Consider the following 18481-nt stretch of genomic DNA (forward strand, 5'->3'; position numbering starts at 1 on the left):
CAACTAAGTTTGATCCGGCGGACAAATTAATATTATTACTAATAGTTCGTCCTCTGACTATCCGATCAGGGGATGCGTTGGCACCCCCTGAGCAGGGCATGCACTAGTTCTTCGCGCAGAAACCTGGGTCCTCCTGGTTGCAGACATCAAGTCCGGTGAAGAGCGGATCTTCCACCTTCTCGCCCTTGATGAGCTGGATCATGACATCAGGCGCCTTGTAGCCCATCTCGAACGGACGCTGACCAACCTGGGAATGGCTGCGGCCCTCGCGGAACGCCTGGGTCTGTGGCGGCAGCGTGTCGCCGGCGATGATGATCAGCTCCTTGCTCTTCAGCTTCGGCATGACCTGATCCGTGACCTGCGCATAGGCCTGCGGGGCGAACTGCGCCCAACCGCCGACCAGGATAAAGGCGTCCAGAGTGGGATTTGCCGTGAACACGTCGGACATCTGCTGGTTGGCGAGATCCGCCTGGTCATTGGTATAGACTGGGCAGCCCTCGATCTCCTTCCAGCCACCCTGACCGGTCAGGCGATCGATGTTCTTCGCGCCGCCTATGGTGTCGCGGAAGCCTTGTGCACGGGCATTGATGTTGGCAGCCGCGACGTTGCCGAGCTGCAGGCAGACGGAACCACCCTTGGGCTTCAGCTTCATGGCCTGCTCGGCCATTTTCACGCCCATCAGGTAGTTGTCAGTCCCGAGATAGGTCTTGCGCAGGTCATGATCCTTCTCCAGGAAGTCGGCATCGACGGTCATGACGGGAACGGTCGGGGCAATGGCCCTGACGCGGGTGGCCATGGCAGGCGCATTCGATGGCGAGATCGCAATCGCCGCCACGCCTTTCGTCAGCAGGTCGTCGACGATCTGCACCTCGCCCGCCTCGTCGGCCGATGATGCGGGACCGGTGTAAAGGCACTCGTATTCGCTATTGGCATTCTCCGACATCCACTTCTTGCAGCCGAGATTGATCTGCTCGAAGAAGGGGTTGTCGAGACCCTTGACGACGATCGCCAGGGTCTTCTTGCCTTCCGCCGCTGCAGGGCCTGCGGCCAGGACCGCAGCCGAGACAGCTGCCATTGCCATAAGTTTGAATTTCATTGGTTTTTCCTCCTCCACTTTACGCCGAATGAAGCCCCCTTGCCTCAGCCGGGATACCAGACGATGCGCGGGTCGTTTTCCGCGCGCTCGTAGCGCCATGCGCGATCGATCATCTGCTCGAGGTCGACTTGCGGCGCCCAGTCGAGCATCATTTTTGCCTTCGAGTTATCGAGCCAATTGCTGTGAAACGGGGTGTCGATCTCGATCGGCCGCAGGCTGTGCCGGGCCGCAAGAAGGGCGCCGACATCGCCGTAATCGACAGGCCTGTCCATCGAGATATTGAAGAGCTGGTTTTCCGCCCTGGCGTTGCCGATCGCCGCCAAAAGCGCGCGGACCAGGTCATCGACATGGACAAAATTACGCCGGAGATAGTCTCCGCGAGCATCCCGCATGACCGGCACGTAACCGCCCTCGCGACACTCCTCCAGCGCCACGCCGTCGATCAGCTCCGCCCAGGCAGGCCCCCCGAACTGCTCCTCCCCAAGGGCCAGCGCATAGCGAAAATCATCCTTTTCCATGATCCACGGCGCCCGCAGCGTGGTCCACCGGACACCATACTGGATGCCGAACTGCTCCAGCATCACCTCTTCCAGGGTCTTGGTCAGGGCGTAGCTGCCCTTGTAGGCCCGGCGTTCGGAGGCTTCTGTGATGGGAGCGTCATAGCGCTGGAAGATGTGACCTACGGCACAGTCGCCACTCAGAAGCGCGAACTGACGCGCAACCGAAGACTGCCGGAAACCGTCGAGCAGCAGGAACAGGCCCTTGAGCGCGACATCGAAGATCTGGTCGGGCGTTTCCTTGATTGCCGCCATGTGCACCACGTGCGTCGCCCCGGCCAAAGCCCGCGCCACCACCTCGGGATCCGCCATCGAACCCTGCACCACGGACACGCGGTCCGCCGCCTCGATGACCCTGTTGTTACACAGGGCCGTCACCTCCCATTCCTCGAAACGGGGGTCGGAAAGGAAGGCCGGCAGGAACGCCTGCCCCACCTTTCCCGCTGCACCCGTCAGTAGCAGTCTCATTTCATGCTCTCCACATCTCGATCTGCGCCAGTTTTTGTTTACTAATAATATTAAGTCAAGTAATTAGTTATGGAGCGGCGAAAAAGTCGGAGGGGACGCATCCCGAAAATGGAGCGTTCGGGCATGCCGCAGGGACCAGACCGGGGAGGAGAACCGATTGTCACGACTTGTGTTTTCAGGAATTTCGAAGAACTTCGGGGCCATCCAGGCCTTGAGCGATGTGTCGCTTTCCATCGAGCCCGGAGAGGTGCTGGGACTGATGGGCGACAACGGCGCGGGCAAGTCCACGCTGGTCAAGATCATCGCCGGGAACTTCCGGCCCTCGACCGGCGACATGAGCATCGACGGAAAGCCTGTCGTCTTTCACAAGCCGCTCGACGCCCAGCGGGAGGGGGTCGAGATGGTGTATCAGGACCTCGCACTCGCCGATAATCTCTCTGCGGCCTCCAATGTGTTCCTGGGGCGGGAGCCGATGCGGCGGCTGGGGCCGATCCGCTACATCGACTATTCCAAGATGAACGAGGTCGCGGCGCAACTGTTCATGCAGTTGAAATCCGAGACCCGGCCGAGACAGCTTGTGCGGCGCATGTCCGGCGGCCAGCGTCAGGCGGTCGCCATCGCCCGGACCTTGCTGTCGGACCCCAAGATCGTGATGATGGACGAACCGACGGCAGCCATCTCCGTGCGGCAGGTGGCCGAAGTGCTGGACCTGATCCGCCGGCTGCGTGATCGCGGCATCAGCGTCATCCTGATCAGCCACCGCATGCCGGACATTTTCAGCGTCGCGGACAAGATCGCCGTGCTCCGTCGCGGTCGCCTGGTCTGCCGCAAGCCTGTCGGCGCCTCGTCACCGGAAGAAGTGACGGGCCTCATCACCGGCGCCATTGAGTTCGCCTAGGAGGAACATCCCATGACCACACTCGAAAACATCGTCACCAAGGCCCATCACGATGGCTGGTTTGCGCGGATCCGGGGCCACCAGGTCTTTTGGGTCTTCATGGCCGCCGTCCTGGCATGCATCGCCTTGTCCCTGATGACGGATGCCTTCAGCAGCGAACGCAACCTGTTCAACGTCGCCCGCAACTTCGCCTTCGTGGCCATTGTCGCCATCGGCATGACGGCGGTCATCGCCTCCGGCGGCATCGATCTCTCGGTCGGCTCCTCCGTCGTCCTGAGCGCCATGGTCATCAGCGTTGCCATGGCCAGCGGCATGGGTTTCTGGGTATCCGCCGGCCTTGCACTCGGCGCTGCCCTTCTGGTCGGCCTGCTCAATGGGATCCTGATTGCCTATGCCGGCATGCCGGCCTTCGTCGTGACGCTGGGCACACTGTCTGCCGCCCGCTCGCTGGCCATGGTGCTGTCGGACAACAAGATGATCTGGGAATTCGGGCCGGACCACGACACGCTGCTCTGGGTCGGTGGCGGCTCGACGCTCGGCTTTCCCCATCCCCTTTACGTGCTCTGCGGGCTCACCATCGTGATGTCGCTGGTGTTCCGGTGGACGCGTTGGGGCCAGCATCTCTTCGCGATCGGCGGCAATGAGAACGCTGCCGTGCTGGCCGGCATCCCGGTCAAGCGCCTGAAAGTCAGTATCTATATGTTCTCAGCCTTCACGGCGGGCCTCGCGGGTATCCTGATGGCCGGCTGGCTTGGCAGCGTCACGACCAATCTCGGCCAGGGCATGGAACTGACGGTGATCGCCGCAGCCGTCATCGGCGGGGCCAATCTCGCGGGTGGCGAAGGCAATGCACTCGGTGCGGTTGTGGGAGCCCTGTTGATAGAGGTGATTCGCAACTCCCTGATCCTGCTCGGCATCTCGACTTTCTGGCAAGGAATGTTCATAGGTACGTTCATTATCGTTGCCGTGGCTTTCGACCGGTTCCGGACCCTCAGGAGATAGGTTGAAACGCTGCGGTGTTGCGGGCGTGCAGCATGGAGAATGTCTTGAAACCCACCATGATGGATGTCGCGGCGCGTGCAGGCGTATCACAGGCCACTGTTTCCCTGATCCTCAACGGCAGTTCCGGCGCGCGTTTCAGCGAAGCGACGCGCAAGAAGGTCATGGATGCCGTCCACGAGCTCGGATACAAGCTGCCGAACAGGTCGCCGGGCAGCGACCTGTCGGACAACAAGGTGATCGGCTTCATCACGGACGAGTTGACGACCGATCCGTGGATGGCGCTCGCTTTCGAGGGTGCACGCGAAAAGGCCCTGGAACTTGGCGTCACCGTTACACTCGGCATTTTCCGGGCCGGCGAGGATCCGAACGAAAGCGTGTTTTCGCTGTGCCAGCAGCAGCCTTTGCTGGGCTATATCTTCGGCACAATCCTGACTCGCAAGATCGAACCGCCGGCGGCCCTGTTCACCGTGCCGTCGGTTCTTGTGAACTGCTATGACGAGAGCCGCCGCCTGCCATCGATCCTGCCGGGGGACGTGGCCGGCGGCCGCACCGCGACCGAGCGACTGATCCGCGCCGGCCGCACGAGGATTGCCCTGATCAACGGCCAGGATGGCCTTGATAACCCGCGCGACCGCTTGCGCGGCTACAAGCAGGCGCTCGCCAGCAATGACTTCACCTTCGATCCGGATCTGGTTCGATACGGCAACTGGGAGCCATCCTCGGGCTATACCGAGACCCATGTCCTGATGGACCTGCCCAGCCCGCCCGACGCGATCTTCTGTGCCAACGACCTGATGGCGCTGGGCTGCATTGAGGCGCTGAAGGAACGGGGAAAATCGGTGCCGAAGGACGTGTCCGTCATCGGCTTCGACAACCGGGACATCGCGCAGTTCATCCGCCCGCCGCTGACGACGCTGCATCTGCCGCTGTTCGAAATGGGGGCCATGGCGGTCGAGATCATCCACGATATGGCCGGCGGGCTGAAAAGCAGCCACGACCAGTTGAAAGTGGAATGCGCGCTGGTCGAACGGGAATCGGTCTAACCTCGCCACGCTTCGCAAGCGAAAGCATCAATCGAGCGTTCTTGGGCGCTCCTCGCGCATTGCATTTGCCACCGCCTGCAGAACCGGCAGGGCATCCAATTCGTTTATCCGCTTTGACAACTTCGGCTGCCAGTTCGGATAGCTGTCGCTGGTGCCGGGGATGTTGGTCGGCCGCTTCTCGTCGGTGAGATCGGCCAAGCGGACCGCGACCAGCATCGACGGTGTCCTGGCGATGAAGCGATGGGCACCGACGACGAGGTTCTGCAACTTTTCCGGATCGGTAGAACCCGCGGCGAGACGCGCTGGCACCGCAATGCCACTGGCGCGCAGGACTTTCAGCAGATGGCTGCGTTCGAGTTTGCGGTCCTGCCGGTGCTCTCGGGTCGTTTCGGGCGGGATGATGCCATGCTCGTCGCGTGCCTCGATATCGGCACCGCGCCACCAGCCGACCAAGGTCTGATGGTCATGGGTGGAAATGCAGGCCAAGGCCAGGGGCCGATAGGCGCCTGCCGGCTTGAAGCCCGCCCCTTCCCGCTCATAGGAGAGAATGCGGTAGGACAGGATGCGTGCTTGTTCCAGGTCATCCTGCAATCCCGGCGGCAAGATGCCGAGGTCCTCGCCGATCACGAGGCAGCGATACCGCGCTGATGCCTCGGCCAATATTTCCAAAAGCGCCTGCTGCGGATAATCGACATAGGCGCCGCCATCCGGCCGGCTCTCCAGCGGCACGAGGAAGAGGCGCCGAAGGGCTGCGGCATGGTCGATGCGAACGGCGCCCGCATAGCGCATGGCGACACTGACCATGCGACGGAACGGAGCGTTGTCGCCCTCCGCAATCTTGTCGGGATGGAAGGCGGCAAGATGCCAATCCTGCCCGTCAGGGGCAAACGGATCCGGCGGACTGCCAATGGTCGCCTTGTCGAGATAGACATCGCGCTCACTCCATGTAGCGGAGCCATCGACCGCCTCGCCGACGGCGAGATCGAGATAAAGCCCGATCCGCAGGCCTGCATCACGGGCATGGTGAGCCGCCGCCTCCAATTGCGTATGCGCCAGCCACTGCAGCCACATATGAAAGCGGACATCCTCGCGGTTCTCGTCGGCATAGGCTGTCACCGCGTCGTTGTGGCAGTCCTGGTATTCCCTCGGCCACCCAAGCCAGCCGGCGGGGTGTCCTGTTGCCACCATCATCAGCGACAGGCTTTCGAACAGGCAATGGCGGAACAGGATCTCGCCGCCCGCATCGACGAAGCTTTCAAACGCTTGCCAATGCGCTGCCATGTCCTCCGGCCTCTGGCGGAAGTACTCCCATGCCTGGCGCAGCGCTTCCAGCTTCAGCGCGGCAACGCCGGCATAGTCCACGAGCTCGGTCTTGCGCAGAGCCTGCAATTTGCGAAGGTCAAATGATCCTGGCTTGAATCCCGGCACCTTGTCGACGGCGATATAGAGCGGGTTCACGTGCTGGCGGTTCGAGGGTTCATAGGGGCTGCATCTGATGGGGTCGGCGAGAAATGGCGCATGGAGGGGGTTGAGGCCGATGAAATCGCCGCCCAGCGACTCGACGAGGTCGGCCATGGCTTTCAGATCTTCGAAATCGCCTATGCCCCAATTTCGCTCCGAGCGGAGTTCATAGAGTTGCAGGCTGATGCCCCAGACGCGCTCGTGGTGCAGAAACTCCGGCAGGAACGACGGGGGAACCGCTTTCTCGCCCCTGACTTTGCCGGGTTTCGCGGACTCCTTGACGCCGGATGTCATATCCACCCGGAGCGCCTCGAGCACCTTTTGCTTCGTATCGTTGGAGATCCTGACATCCCCGTCCGCCGGACTTGGCCGCGTCAGGCTGATGCCATGCTGGCGGGCAAGTTGGTCGATGTCCTTGGTCTTCATGTCGTGATGCGCTCCCGGTTCTGCCGCAGGTGCTGCCCCTCCGCCGCACCTGCGTGATCGCTTCAGAACCCATTGTGGGCGCTCATGGGTCCCTTAATCCGTTTGTTTTTTCAGCAGCATGACCGTGGCAAGGGCCGGAAGGTCGACAACGATCGACCATCCAGATCCGTGCGCGCCGATTTCCTCTGCCGAGCAATCCGAAAGATGAGTGTCAGCCCCGCCATAGATCGCCGCGTCGGTGTTGAGGATCAGCTGCCATGAACCGCCACTGGGAACGCCGATGCGGTAACCGCGTCGCGGCACCGGGGTGAAATTGGATGCCACCAGCACCGCAGACCGACGCTCCCGGTCGAAGCGCAGCATGGCGACCACGGAGTTCTCCGCGTCGTCCACCACGGCCCATTGAAATCCCTGCGGATCGGTATCGCCGAACTGCATCGCCTCGTGATGGACATAGATGCGATTGAGGTCTCGCAGCAGCCGCTGCATGCCGCCATGGGCCGGATCGTCGATCAGGTCCCAATGCACAGACGCATCGTGGTTCCACTCGCTGGTTTGGCCGATTTCGCCGCCCATGAACAACAGCTTCTTGCCGGGATGGCCCCACATGAAGCCAAAATAGGCGCGGAGATTGGCGAGCTTTTGCCAGGCGTCACCCGGCATCTTTCCCAGCAGAGAGCCCTTTCCATGGACCACCTCGTCATGGGACAGCGGCAGCATGAAGCGCTCCGTATAGGCATAGACCATGCCGAAGGTGATCGAGCCGTGGTGATATTTGCGATAGACCGGGTCCTCCTCGACATAATGGAGGCTGTCATGCATCCAGCCCATGTTCCATTTGAAATCGAAACCCAGGCCGCCTTCCTCCGGCGGCTTGGTGACGCCGGGAAAGGCCGTCGATTCCTCGGCGACGGTGAAGGCGTGGGGGCAGCGGGCGTGGATGATGCTGTTCAGGTGCTTGAAGAACTCGATGGCCTCCAGATTTTCGCGGCCGCCATATTGGTTGGGTATCCATTCCCCCTCATTTCGGCTGTAGTCTCGGTAAAGCATGGAGGCCACGGCATCGACCCGCAGCGCATCGACGTGATAGCGCTCCAGCCATTCCAGGGCGCTGGCGATCAGGAAACCCTTCACCTCGTTGCGCCCGAGATTGTAGATCAGCGTGTTCCAGTCCTTGTGGAACCCCTCGCGTGGATCCTCATGCTCGTAGAGCGCCGTGCCGTCGAAGCGTGCCAGCCCCCAGATGTCGGTCGGGAAATGGGCCGGCACCCAATCCAGTATGACGCCGATGCCCTGGGCATGGCAGCGATCGACGAAATAGGCAAAATCCTCCGGCGTGCCGTAACGCCCTGTCGGCGCAAAGAGCCCGAGCGGCTGGTAGCCCCAGGAGCCGCCAAAGGGATGTTCCATGATCGGCAGCAGCTCGATGTGGGTAAAGCCCATTTCCCGCACATAGGGGATCAACCGCTGAGAAAGCTCGATCCAGTCCAGCGACCGGTTACCCTCATTGAGCTCGCGCACCCAGGAGCCAACATGCACCTCATAGACGCTGATCGGTTGCTCGTGGCCGGATCGCGCGCGCTGCGCTCGCATCCAGTCCTCGTCATGCCATTGATAGGGCGCCGATGATGCCACGATCGAGGCGGTGGAGGGCGCCGCCTCGGCTGAGCGGGCGACGGGATCGGCCTTCTGCGGAAGGGTGTTACCGGTGTGATCGACGATCTCATATTTGTAGCGCTCGCCGGCCGTTACGCGCGGGATGAACAATTCCCACACCCCGGCCGGCTGCCGCAGCCGCATCGGGTGGCGGCGCCCGTCCCATGCGTTGAAGTCACCCACGACCGACACCCGTCTTGCATTGGGTGCCCAGACCGCAAAGCGGACGCCTTCGACGCCGTCCACCGTCACGGGGTTGGCGCCGAGCGCCTGGGTCAAGTTATAGTGCGTGCCCTGGCTGATGAGATGCAGGTCGAGATCACCAAGCTGAACGCCGAAGCTGTAGGGATCTTCCGTCACCTGTATGGCGTCAGGCCAGTGGATCTGGAGCAAGTACCGAGCGTGCTCCTCCAGGTTTGCGGCAAACAGGCCCGCGGGATGCAGAAGCTGCGCATGAGCGATCTCCGCACCGCTGGTGCCGTCAAGAATGGAGAGACCCACCGCGCCTGGAAGGAAGGCCCGGATCACGATGCCCCCGTCGGCATCATCATGCGGCCCCAGAACCGAGAAGGGATCGCCATGACGGCCTTCGACAAGGGCGGAAATGGCTTCTGGCGCAAGGCCGGTGGATCGGAAATTCGCATCCATCATCAACGGTCCTCGCCCAGTAGCTGTGTGACGATCGCCGTCATGCCGGCAAGCGGGATCGGCAGCCATTTTGGCCGGTTGCGTGCCTCGTAGGCGATCTCGTAAGCGGCCTTTTCAAGCAGGAACAGGTCAAGCAGATTGCGGACCTCGCGCTCGTCTGCTGGCAGATCCGGGCACGCGCTGGTCGCCTTGGCATATTCTTCCAGGAACGTCGCCTCGGCGCGCTCGGCAAATTCGCGGATCACCGCCAGCCGGCGCCCGCCATGATGCTCCGTCACCGCGTCGGTATCCAGCTCGGCCGTGGCTGCCAGGTAGCTCAATGAGCGAACGAGGCCGGCGACATCACGCATTGGGCTGGTCTTGGCCCGGCGTTCAGCGAGGTTGCGGGCCGGCTCCCCCTCGAAGTCGATCAGCACGGCATCGCCTTCCGAAACGAGGATCTGACCCAAATGGAAATCCCCATGGGCGCGGGTGAGTAGCGTGCCCTTAGCCCTTTCGGCCAGCCGCTCCGCAAAAATCAGGATCTCGGCACGGCGCGCGAGAAGCGGCCGAGCCCGATCAAGAACCTCGCTCTCCAGCTCGGTGCCCAGTTCCTCCAATTTAGAGAAGGCATAGTTGATCTCCCCCGTCACGGCGCGGCGCAGCGTATCAACCTGCTCTTCAGCGGCGGCCACTGGGCGGAAGGCCTCGTCCTCGGTCGGGCTCGCCAGCACCACATGCATTTCGCCCAGCCGTTTTCCGATCATGGCGACGAAGTTGAGGAGCGGTTTCAGTTGCTCGGCGGCATCCTCGATCGGGGCGTCGGTCAGCGCGATCTCGTCGGCGACGCGGCGCAGGTTGGCGAGCATCCAGCTCCAGGCATCGCCCTGATTGCGGATAGCCCCCTGCACGATGATCAGCGTGGAGCGCTGACCCGAAGCGTCGGTGCGCGTCACCTCGCCAAGGAGCGGCGCGGTGTGCTGGTAGCCGGCATTCGTCAGATATCGGGTCATTTCCGCCTCAGGGTGGATTCCGAGGAACACGTGACGGATGAGCTTTATCATGGCGAGATCGCCGACGATCAACGAGCTGTTGGATTGCTCCGCAGAGAGCCAGCGGATCGGCATGTCGTCGGCCAGTTCAAGGCCATCGAGGGCATCCGTCCCGAGAAATTCAACCGTGCCGTTGAGATCGGTCGTGACGGAGCGGTTGCGCAGGCCCTGTAGCACGCCGCGAGCCAGGGCTTCCACCGCAAAGCCGTCGGTCAGCAGGCCAACACGCTTGCCCTGCCGCAGACGGGCCAAGGCCAGTTGCTGGGCCAGGACATTGGCGGGTCCCCCCTCCCACTCCACCGCAAGCGGCAGCTGATAGGTTTCGACATGATCGGGAAGCACGGCCTCCAGTTCGCCCAGCACCACGCCTTCGGCAAAGGGCAACGGCGTCGCGGAGACCAGGCGGGTCGATTGCAGCTGTTGGTCCTTGGCGCCAAACCAGCGGCGCTTGGAGAGATAGGCGGGCAGAAGCTCGTTGCTCAGCACATGCCTATGCGGCACCTCTTCAGCGAGTTCCGTTAGGGAACGCCGCACCACGAGGGTGACGAGATCATCAAGCTGTTCCGGCGGCGCTGTCCGCCAGGAGGGACCGTCAGCTTCGGCGGTCAGCTGAAACCAGTAGAAGCCATAAGCAGGAAGCGTCAGCAGATAGGTCAACTGGCCGATCGGCGGGAACGGCGACATGCCCGTCAATTCCACGGGAACGCGGCCTTCGAAGGCGGAGAGATCGAGCTCCACCGCCTGCGGCACGCGGGAAAGGTTCACGACACAAAGGATCACGTCGTCGCCATCCTCGCGGAGATAGGCGAGGATGCGCCGATTGCTAGGGCTGAGCAACCGCAGTGTTCCGCGTCCGAAGGCGCGGTAGCGGCCACGCAGTGCCAGCATCCGGCGGGTCCAGTTGAGGAGCGAATGCGCGTCGGAAACCTGCGCTTCGACATTGACGGCCTCATAGCCATAGATCGGGTCGGCGATCGGTGGCAGCACGAGACGGGCCGGATCGGCCTTTGAAAAACCGCCATTGCGATCCGGCGACCACTGCATCGGCGTGCGCACGCCATCGCGGTCACCGAGATAGATGTTGTCACCCATGCCAATTTCATCGCCATAATACAGCACCGGCGTGCCGGGCATGGAGAGAAGCAGGGCGTTCATAAGCTCGATGCGGCGCCGATCGCGCTCCATAAGGGGGGCCAGCCGACGACGGATGCCGAGATTGATGCGCGCCCGCTTGTCGGCGGCATAGGTGCTCCAGAGATAGTCGCGCTCCTCATCCGTCACCATTTCGAGCGTCAGCTCGTCATGATTACGCAGGAAGATCGCCCACTGGCAATTGTCGGGAATGGGCGGCGTCTGGCGCAAGATGTCGGTGATCGGAAAGCGGTCTTCCTTGGCAATCGCCATATACATGCGCGGCATCAGCGGAAAATGAAACGCCATATGGCATTCGTCGCCGTCGCCGAAATATTCCCGCGTATCCTCCGGCCACTGATTGGCCTCGGCCAAAAGCATCACGCCCGGATGCGTCTCGTCCAGGGCGGCGCGAATGCGCTTGAGGATGGTGTGGGTTTCCGGCAGGTTTTCATTGTTGGTGCCTTCGCGCTCCACAAGATAGGGAATGGCATCCAGGCGGAAGCCGTCGATGCCAGTCTCCAGCCAGAGCCGCATGACCTTCAACAACTCCTCCATGACAAGCGGGTTGTCGAAATTCAGGTCGGGCTGATGCGCGTAGAAGCGATGCCAGTAATAGGCGCCAGCGACGGGATCGAAGCTCCAGTTCGACTTTTCCGTATCCAGGAAGATGATGCGGGTTTCCGGAAACTTCTGGTCCGTATCCGACCACACATAGAAATCCCGCTCCGGGCTGCCATCCGGCGCCTGGCGCGCTCGCTGGAACCAGGGATGCTGGTCAGAAGTGTGATTGATGACGAGTTCGATGATGACCTTGAGATTGCGCTCATGGGCCGCCTGGACGAATTTGCGGAAATCTTCCATCGAGCCGTAGTCGGGGCTGACGTTGTTGTAATCGGCAATGTCATAGCCATCGTCGCGACGCGGGGAAGGGAAGAACGGCAGGAGCCAGATTGCTGTCACTCCGAGCGCCGCGATATGATCGAGCTTCTGATAGAGCCCCTCGAAATCGCCGATGCCATCGCCATTGGCATCATGAAACGACTTGATGTGCAGCTGGTAGATGATCGCATCCTTGTACCACAGGGCATCGGATGTCTGGCTGGATCCGTCAGGCTGAAATGTCGTCGTGTCCATAAATCATACCTCCCCGGCGCGCACGCGCCAGATTGCGAAAGGCAATTGGGCCGGATCGAGCCTGAGCCTCTGCCATTTTCCGTTAAAACTGAAGGAATTGCCGCCTATCAGGTCTTCGAGATCGAGCCTGCCGCCATCGTCCTTGCCGAACTGCCAGAGCGGGATTTCGATGTCGCTCTCCTGCACCGCACTCGGATCGAGGCTGATGGCCACCAGCACGATATTGTGCCGACCGGCGCTCGCCTTTTCGAAGAACAGCACATTGCCGTTGGTGGCGTTGAGCAGGGTGAGGCCAAGATGGGATTGCAGCGCAGGATTATGCCGCCGGATACGGTTGAGCATCGCAATCTCGGCCTTGATATTGCCGGGCCGATCATAGTCCCAGGCGCGGATCTCGTATTTCTCGCTGTCGGCATATTCCTTGCGTTTGGCATCCGGCCGGCCCTCGCACAGTTCGAAGCCGTTATAGACGCCCCACAGGCCTGAGAGGGTCGCGGCCAGCGCCGCGCGGATCAGATAGGCAGGCCGGGGGGCGTTCTGCAGGAAGTCCGGGTTGATGTCATGGGTGTTGACGAAGAAGTGGGGCCGGAAAAACTCCCGCGGCTCCTTCTCGGTCAGCTCGCGCATATATTGTTCCAGCTCCCACTTGCTGTTGCGCCAGGTGAAGTAGGTGTAGGACTGGGAAAAGCCGACCTTAGCCAGGCGGTACATGACCTTTGGCCGCGTGAACGCCTCCGACAGGAACACCACGCCCGGGTGGCGAGCGCGCACGTCTCGGATCAGCCATTCCCAGAACGGCAGGGGCTTGGTGTGGGGATTGTCGACGCGAAACAGCGAGACGCCCTGCTCTACCCAAAGCTCGACAATTTCCCTTAGCTCGATCCAGAGCGCGGGAACGGCGTCCTTCGCGTAGAAATCGACGTTGACGATGTCCTCGTATTTCTTCGGCGGGTTCTCCGCATAGCGAATGGTGCCATCTGGTCGCCAATCGAACCAGCCGGGATGCTGCTTCAGCCAGGGATGGTCGGGTGATGCCTGGATGGCAAGATCGAGCGCGATCTCCAGCCCTTCCTTCGCCGCCGCCTGGACGAGTCGGCGGAAGTCTTCGAATGTCCCGAGTTCAGGATGGATGGCATCGTGCCCTCCCTCGGCCGAACCGATGGCATAGGGGCTTCCGGGATCCTGCGGGCCGGCAATCAGGCTGTTGTTGCGCCCCTTGCGATTGGTTTGCCCGATGGGATGAATCGGAGGGAAGTAGAGGACGTCGAAGCCCATCTCCCGTATCTCAGGCAGCCGGGCGATGACGTCGTCGAAGGTGCCATGGCGATTTGGGTCGCCGCTCTGCGAGCGGGGAAAGATCTGGTACCAGCTGGCAAAGGCCGCATGCCGACGTTCCGCATCCACGGTATGGGTTGCCGAGCGCACGCGGAAGGGACGCCGGTCGGCGAGATCCATCAGGCGAGATGCATAGGAGGACAGCAGGATTTCGGTCTTGCGGCGCTCATCGACGGTGCGCAACTGCTCCAGCACGGCGGCCAGTTCATCCTTGGCAGTCGGGTTGATTGATGATGCGGGATCGACCACAGCGCGCTCGACCAGCGCCTCGCCCTCCATCAGCTCAAGGCGAAGGTCGAGCCGCGCCTCATGCTTCTTTCCGAGTTCGTATCGATAGATGGCAAAGGGGTTCTTCCAGGCTTCCACGGAAAATTCGTAGCGACCGTTGCGGTCGAGCGGGAAGCTGGCGCGCCAGCGGTCGTTTTCGACCAGGACCATGCGGGTTTCGCGCCAGGTTTCCTCATCCTCCGCACGGAAGAACAGGGCCGCGGCGAGCACGTCATGCCCATCGGCAAAGATGTCTGCCTCTACGGTGAGGATGTCGCCGACCACGCGCTTGACGGGAAACCGGCCGCCATCCACCGAAGGGGTGATCTTTTCGATCGCAATCCGTGGCGATACCGCCGCTTCTGCGGCGGTCAGCTCGGCAGCGGCGGTCTTAATCGCCGGAGCTTTACTGGTCGCAAGCAGCCGTACCTCGCCCGGCAACAGCTTGCCGCCAGCCTTGTCCAGTTTGGGCAGGAACGGCGAGGCGATTTCGCGCAAGGCCGGGCGGGGCAGCGTGATTGCCCGCCGCAGATCACGGTTGACGATCACCAGATCCATGGCCTGGGCCAGTCGCGGATCTGCCGCATCGCTTTTCGTCACGACGGTTATCGGACCATTGGCATCGATGCCGATGGCGGAGGGCGTACCTGTCGCCTCGATACGTGCAAGCGCGGTGTTGGCCGAGCGTATCTCGCCGGAGAGATCGAAGGAGCCGCCCTCCCGCAACGCGCGCAGCCCGGCGCCATTGCCATAAGTCGGATCAAGCGGCAGGCTGGACCCGAATTCGAAACCCATGGGGATGAGCAGCCCGCCCTCGAGCGAGGCCGCCACCTGCAGGGCGCGGATCGATCGACGCTCCAGCAGTTCGCGCCCATCCATGCCATGGGCAAGACGTTTGGCATAGGGTGCTTCCGGGAAATGAACCTGCAGGCCGAAAGCCTGCTGCAGCCGGTATTCCTCTTCGAACCAGCTCTCCTTCAGGTCCCACCAGCCGAAAGACGAAAAACATCCGCTGAAGCCGATTTCGGACAGCCGACGCCTGAGCGCGAAATCCGTGCCTGGCGTGAAAGCCAGAAATGTCGGGGGGCGATCCGTCTTCGCGGAGCCTGCGATCAGGTCTGCCCAGACCTCGGCCGGCACGAGGTCGAGCCCGAGGCATCTGAAACCAGTAACGCCCGTGGCTGCAAGCCGCCGGACGCGATCACGCCACTCGGCGCGCCGCTGATCCGCGGCTTCCGCATCGAGCATATGCCAGGAACCGCCGGTTGCCGTTGGGGCTTTGCGGGGATCCAGTGCCGGCGGACGATCTGGTTGCTGGGTCGGATGAACAACGAGGTCCAGCATGAAAGCGAGGTTGCGCTTATCCGCCACTTCGGAGAGCTGCGCGGTCGCATCCTCGATCGGAGCGGCAAGACCGAGTAGTGGGTCCGTCCGCTCAAGATCGCCGGCATCAAACACGCTGTTTGTGGCGCCGCGCTTGAAAAGGGGAGCGGAAAGGACGGCATTGAACCCAAGGTCGGCCGCATGGTCGAAGACGGCGCGCCAATCCGCAGGTCCCCCGAGCATCAGCGGATTGACGTAGTAAATGCGGGGCAGGCTCACAACAGGACGGACGCGGTTCATGCAGCGTCCCCGTCAGCCGATCTTGCCAATCCCGGGTGTGACCTCTGTTGGTGATGATATTTTGTCGCCATGCCTGGGCCTCCATCGCTCAGGGTTGCTAACACCCGGGCGGCGATGTGGTTCCCGTTTTTGATGGGACTCCAGGCCGGAGGCGGCGCGATTGCGTCACCTCACGTGAGCGTCGGACCCTTGAAAACGGGCAGCATCCTCATCATTTATGGTTAGCGATCATGGACCTTGTGTCCCTTGCGGCTGGATCGCTGAACTTTGATGCGTGCGGCAGCCATGACCGGCAAATTTGACCGCGCAACCTCCGTCAACACATCAGACGTCCCGTGGCCTCGTGGTCCGCGGACGCAATGCGATGGATCACCCATGTCTTTGCAGCTTCCGATACTGACTCCCTATCAAGAGCAACTGAAGAAGGCGCACCGCCAACGTCAGGAGCGCTATGCAGCCGCCGTCCGCCAGGCCCGGGCCTCGCGCCAGCAGGTGCATGTGTCAAGGCAAACGCCTTTGTGGCGCACGTCGGATATCCGCTTCGACGCCCATGTCAGGGCCTACCAGTTCCACCTGGCCAACATGGCCGTCCGTCCGGAAGTAGCCTATATCAAGCGGCGCTGCGCAGAACTTGGCGTGTCCTATCGTGATGTGATCGGCCGATCCTCGTACAAGGAGATCGCGGCAGCGCGGCGCCTGCTGATGTGGGAGATCCGGCAGAACTTCAAGCTGTCCTTTGCTGATATTGGACGGGCCTTCGGCGGCCGCGACCATGCAACGGCGATCGGCGCGATCAAATCCTTCGAGACGATGAACCAGCAGCGGCTCTCATGAGCCGCTGAACGGGTGGAAAAGGCAATACGATTAAGGCGTCCATCTCGCCTTGCCTGTGGCCGCCTCAGCACGGTAGAGAGCGGGCCACCAAACGCTGATGCGACGCCTCGGCCACCCCTCGACAGGAGCCACCTGATGACTGCCAATCAAGCCCGTCTTGCCCGTGCCTCCGAGATTGTCGAGGAGGCAGCGGAGACGGCGCTTCGCTATTTCGAAAGCCGCGGCTCGATCGATGTCCGCACCAAGAAGGCGCAGGATTTCGTGTCGGAAGCCGATGTGGCAGTCGAAAAGCTCATTCGGGGTCGCCTGGCCGAGGCCTTTCCAGGCGAAACCATCGTCGGCGAGGAGATGGGCGGCGAGATGGACGGTGCCTACTGGGTCATCGATCCCATCGACGGCACCAGCAATTTTCTTCGGGGATCCCCGATCTGGGGCATTTCCCTTGGTTTTGTGCGCGCAGGACGGCCGGAACTCGGTGTGGTGGCGATGCCCGTCGCGGGCGAGATCTTTGCCGCGGCCGATGGCACGGGCCTGATGCGCAACGGCCATCGCATGGATCGGGTCGTGCCATTCGAAGATATCCGGGTCATGTCAATCGGTGACAGTCCCGTGGATGAGCTTGATCCCGCAACCGCTGTACAGCTTGGCCTACGCCGCAGCGGCTGGGTGTTGGAGGCGTTTCACTGCACGTCCGTATCCCTCGTTTATGCGGCGCGCGGGATCTTCGATGGATATCTGCAGAGACGATCCACCATGTGGGATCTTGCCGGCGGCGCGGTTCTGTGCCGGGAAGCGGGTCTGGATGTCAGGATCGGCTTGGACGAAAGCTCGGGATATCCCTGGATTGCCACGGGCACCCCTGCCCTTATGGCAGCGATGGAGACCTTGTCGCCGGAGATCCAGCAGAACTAACCGCGTCGGCTATTGCCGATATCAAAACTCCACGCGCAGCAGCGTGAAATCGTCCGGCAGGGTCTCGGCCCCGTGGCAGGCGCGGGCCCAGTCAAGGACTGTTTGAGGCCGGTCGCCGCCGGGTTTGCGGCAGGTTTGCTCCAGATCGGCAAAGCCCAGGGTTTCACCCGCCTCGCCGCCGACCTCGAAGGTGCCGTCGCTCACGACAATCAGCCGGTCGCCGAGCTGCGTTTGGATCTGCTGTGCGTCATAGGCCATGCCGGCAAAGGCGCCGATGGCGAGCCCTCCCCCCTCCAGCACGAAGGATGTCGGAAGGTCACTTGCCGCATCATTGCGCAGCAACAAGGCCGGAGGGTGCCCGGCGCTGGCATAGGAAAGCGTGCGGGTCGGACGATGATAGACGCCGTACCAGATGGTGAAGAACATGTTGTTCTGCTTTTCCATCGGAAAGGCGTCGTTCAGCCCTGCGAGAACCGCGGCGGGATCGCGAAAATTCGCCTGCGGCAGGGTCGCCGCCCGCAATACGTTGATCACCGATGCCGAGAGCAGGGCCGCACCGACTCCATGTCCGCAGACATCAAGCAGGTAGATGGCAAAGTGATCGCGATCGAGTTCGTGATAGCCGAAGGTATCGCCCCCAAGCTCGGTCGAGGGAACCAGCAGCCACTCTGTTGCGGGATCGGACGGGCGGGGCTCAGGAAGCAGGGAGAAGATGTAGCGGGCGGCATCGTGCAGCTCCTCTTCCAGGCGCTCCTGCGTTTCCTTGAGCAGGATATTGCTCTCCGCCAGCTGGTCCTCGACCGCCTCTCCGTGCTCGATCGTCGCCTCGTAGAGAAGCTGAAGATCTTCGTTTTCCGCGCGAAGCCGCTCGATTTCCGCCCGCAGTTCAGCAATCGTCTGGTCGATCGAAGGTTCAATCTGGTCCAACGTCCATGCTCCGGATAGCGCCGTATATG

At 62.0% G+C, this 18481-nt stretch carries 12 protein-coding genes; 5 read left to right on the forward strand and 7 right to left on the reverse strand.

The window, feature by feature from the left end:
- Positions 1–103 precede the first annotated feature (103 nt).
- On the reverse strand, positions 104–1096 hold the full coding sequence (locus B9A97_RS12805; RefSeq protein ID WP_084365729.1) for a substrate-binding domain-containing protein: 993 nt from the start codon (positions 1094–1096) through the stop codon (positions 104–106).
- Between the two features lie 44 nt (positions 1097–1140).
- Positions 1141–2121: an NAD-dependent epimerase/dehydratase family protein gene (locus B9A97_RS12810; protein ID WP_084365730.1), complete on the reverse strand. Its 981-nt coding sequence runs from the start codon at positions 2119–2121 to the stop codon at positions 1141–1143.
- A gap of 157 nt (positions 2122–2278) precedes the next feature.
- Here B9A97_RS12810 and B9A97_RS12815 point away from each other — a divergent pair, with 157 nt between their 5' ends.
- Genes B9A97_RS12815 through B9A97_RS12825 form a run of 3 tightly spaced genes read left to right on the forward strand, consistent with a single transcriptional unit; the run spans position 2279 to position 5064 of the window.
- Complete coding sequence (locus tag B9A97_RS12815; protein WP_084365731.1) at positions 2279–3019, forward strand: ATP-binding cassette domain-containing protein; 741 nt, start codon at positions 2279–2281, stop codon at positions 3017–3019.
- 12 nt (positions 3020–3031) lie between these two features.
- Positions 3032–4021 (forward strand): ABC transporter permease, encoded by a 990-nt coding sequence (locus B9A97_RS12820; RefSeq protein ID WP_084365732.1) that lies wholly within the window; start codon positions 3032–3034, stop codon positions 4019–4021.
- A 44-nt stretch (positions 4022–4065) separates the two neighbouring features.
- A complete protein-coding gene (locus B9A97_RS12825) occupies positions 4066–5064 on the forward strand; it encodes a LacI family DNA-binding transcriptional regulator (RefSeq protein WP_244564206.1) in 999 nt (332 codons plus the stop codon).
- Positions 5065–5091: 27 nt separating this feature from the next.
- Here the strand turns inward: B9A97_RS12825 and malQ are convergent, their stop codons facing one another.
- The 4 genes from malQ to B9A97_RS12845 form a co-directional block, all read right to left on the reverse strand.
- Positions 5092–6951: a 4-alpha-glucanotransferase gene (gene malQ / locus B9A97_RS12830; protein ID WP_084365733.1), complete on the reverse strand. Its 1860-nt coding sequence runs from the start codon at positions 6949–6951 to the stop codon at positions 5092–5094.
- 93 nt (positions 6952–7044) lie between these two features.
- Positions 7045–9258 carry a 1,4-alpha-glucan branching protein GlgB gene (gene glgB / locus B9A97_RS12835; RefSeq protein ID WP_143530435.1) on the reverse strand — a complete coding sequence of 738 codons (2214 nt, stop codon included), beginning with the start codon at positions 9256–9258 and terminating at the stop codon, positions 7045–7047.
- Positions 9258–12554, reverse strand: a complete 3297-nt coding sequence (gene treS, locus B9A97_RS12840; protein ID WP_084365735.1) for a maltose alpha-D-glucosyltransferase — start codon at positions 12552–12554, stop codon at positions 9258–9260. The genes glgB and treS overlap by 1 nt, the downstream gene beginning before the upstream one ends.
- 3 nt (positions 12555–12557) lie before the next feature.
- A complete protein-coding gene (locus B9A97_RS12845) occupies positions 12558–15779 on the reverse strand; it encodes an alpha-1,4-glucan--maltose-1-phosphate maltosyltransferase (protein WP_084365736.1) in 3222 nt (1073 codons plus the stop codon).
- Between the two features lie 375 nt (positions 15780–16154).
- Between B9A97_RS12845 and B9A97_RS12850 the strand changes: the two genes are divergently transcribed.
- A complete protein-coding gene (locus tag B9A97_RS12850) occupies positions 16155–16613 on the forward strand; it encodes a helix-turn-helix domain-containing protein (protein ID WP_179145278.1) in 459 nt (152 codons plus the stop codon).
- A gap of 135 nt (positions 16614–16748) precedes the next feature.
- On the forward strand, positions 16749–17525 hold the full coding sequence (locus tag B9A97_RS12855; protein WP_084365738.1) for an inositol monophosphatase family protein: 777 nt from the start codon (positions 16749–16751) through the stop codon (positions 17523–17525).
- Between the two features lie 21 nt (positions 17526–17546).
- Here the strand turns inward: B9A97_RS12855 and B9A97_RS12860 are convergent, their stop codons facing one another.
- Positions 17547–18452: a PP2C family protein-serine/threonine phosphatase gene (locus B9A97_RS12860; RefSeq protein ID WP_179145279.1), complete on the reverse strand. Its 906-nt coding sequence runs from the start codon at positions 18450–18452 to the stop codon at positions 17547–17549.
- Between the last annotated feature and the right edge of the window lie 29 nt (positions 18453–18481).

This window comes from Rhizobium sp. RU36D, from assembly GCF_900176345.1.
Classification (GTDB): Bacteria; Pseudomonadota; Alphaproteobacteria; order Rhizobiales; family Rhizobiaceae; genus Allorhizobium.

Coding starts and splice junctions, on each gene's coding strand:
- B9A97_RS12805 (WP_084365729.1), bottom strand. CDS start 1,096: ATGAAATTCAAACTTATGGCAATGGCAGCTGTCTCGGCTGCGGTCCTG.
- B9A97_RS12810 (WP_084365730.1), bottom strand. CDS start 2,121: ATGAGACTGCTACTGACGGGTGCAGCGGGAAAGGTGGGGCAGGCGTTC.
- B9A97_RS12820 (WP_084365732.1), top strand. CDS start 3,032: ATGACCACACTCGAAAACATCGTCACCAAGGCCCATCACGATGGCTGG.
- malQ (WP_084365733.1), bottom strand. CDS start 6,951: ATGAAGACCAAGGACATCGACCAACTTGCCCGCCAGCATGGCATCAGC.
- glgB (WP_143530435.1), bottom strand. CDS start 9,258: ATGATGGATGCGAATTTCCGATCCACCGGCCTTGCGCCAGAAGCCATT.
- treS (WP_084365735.1), bottom strand. CDS start 12,554: ATGGACACGACGACATTTCAGCCTGACGGATCCAGCCAGACATCCGAT.
- B9A97_RS12845 (WP_084365736.1), bottom strand. CDS start 15,779: ATGAACCGCGTCCGTCCTGTTGTGAGCCTGCCCCGCATTTACTACGTC.
- B9A97_RS12850 (WP_179145278.1), top strand. CDS start 16,155: ATGTCTTTGCAGCTTCCGATACTGACTCCCTATCAAGAGCAACTGAAG.
- B9A97_RS12855 (WP_084365738.1), top strand. CDS start 16,749: ATGACTGCCAATCAAGCCCGTCTTGCCCGTGCCTCCGAGATTGTCGAG.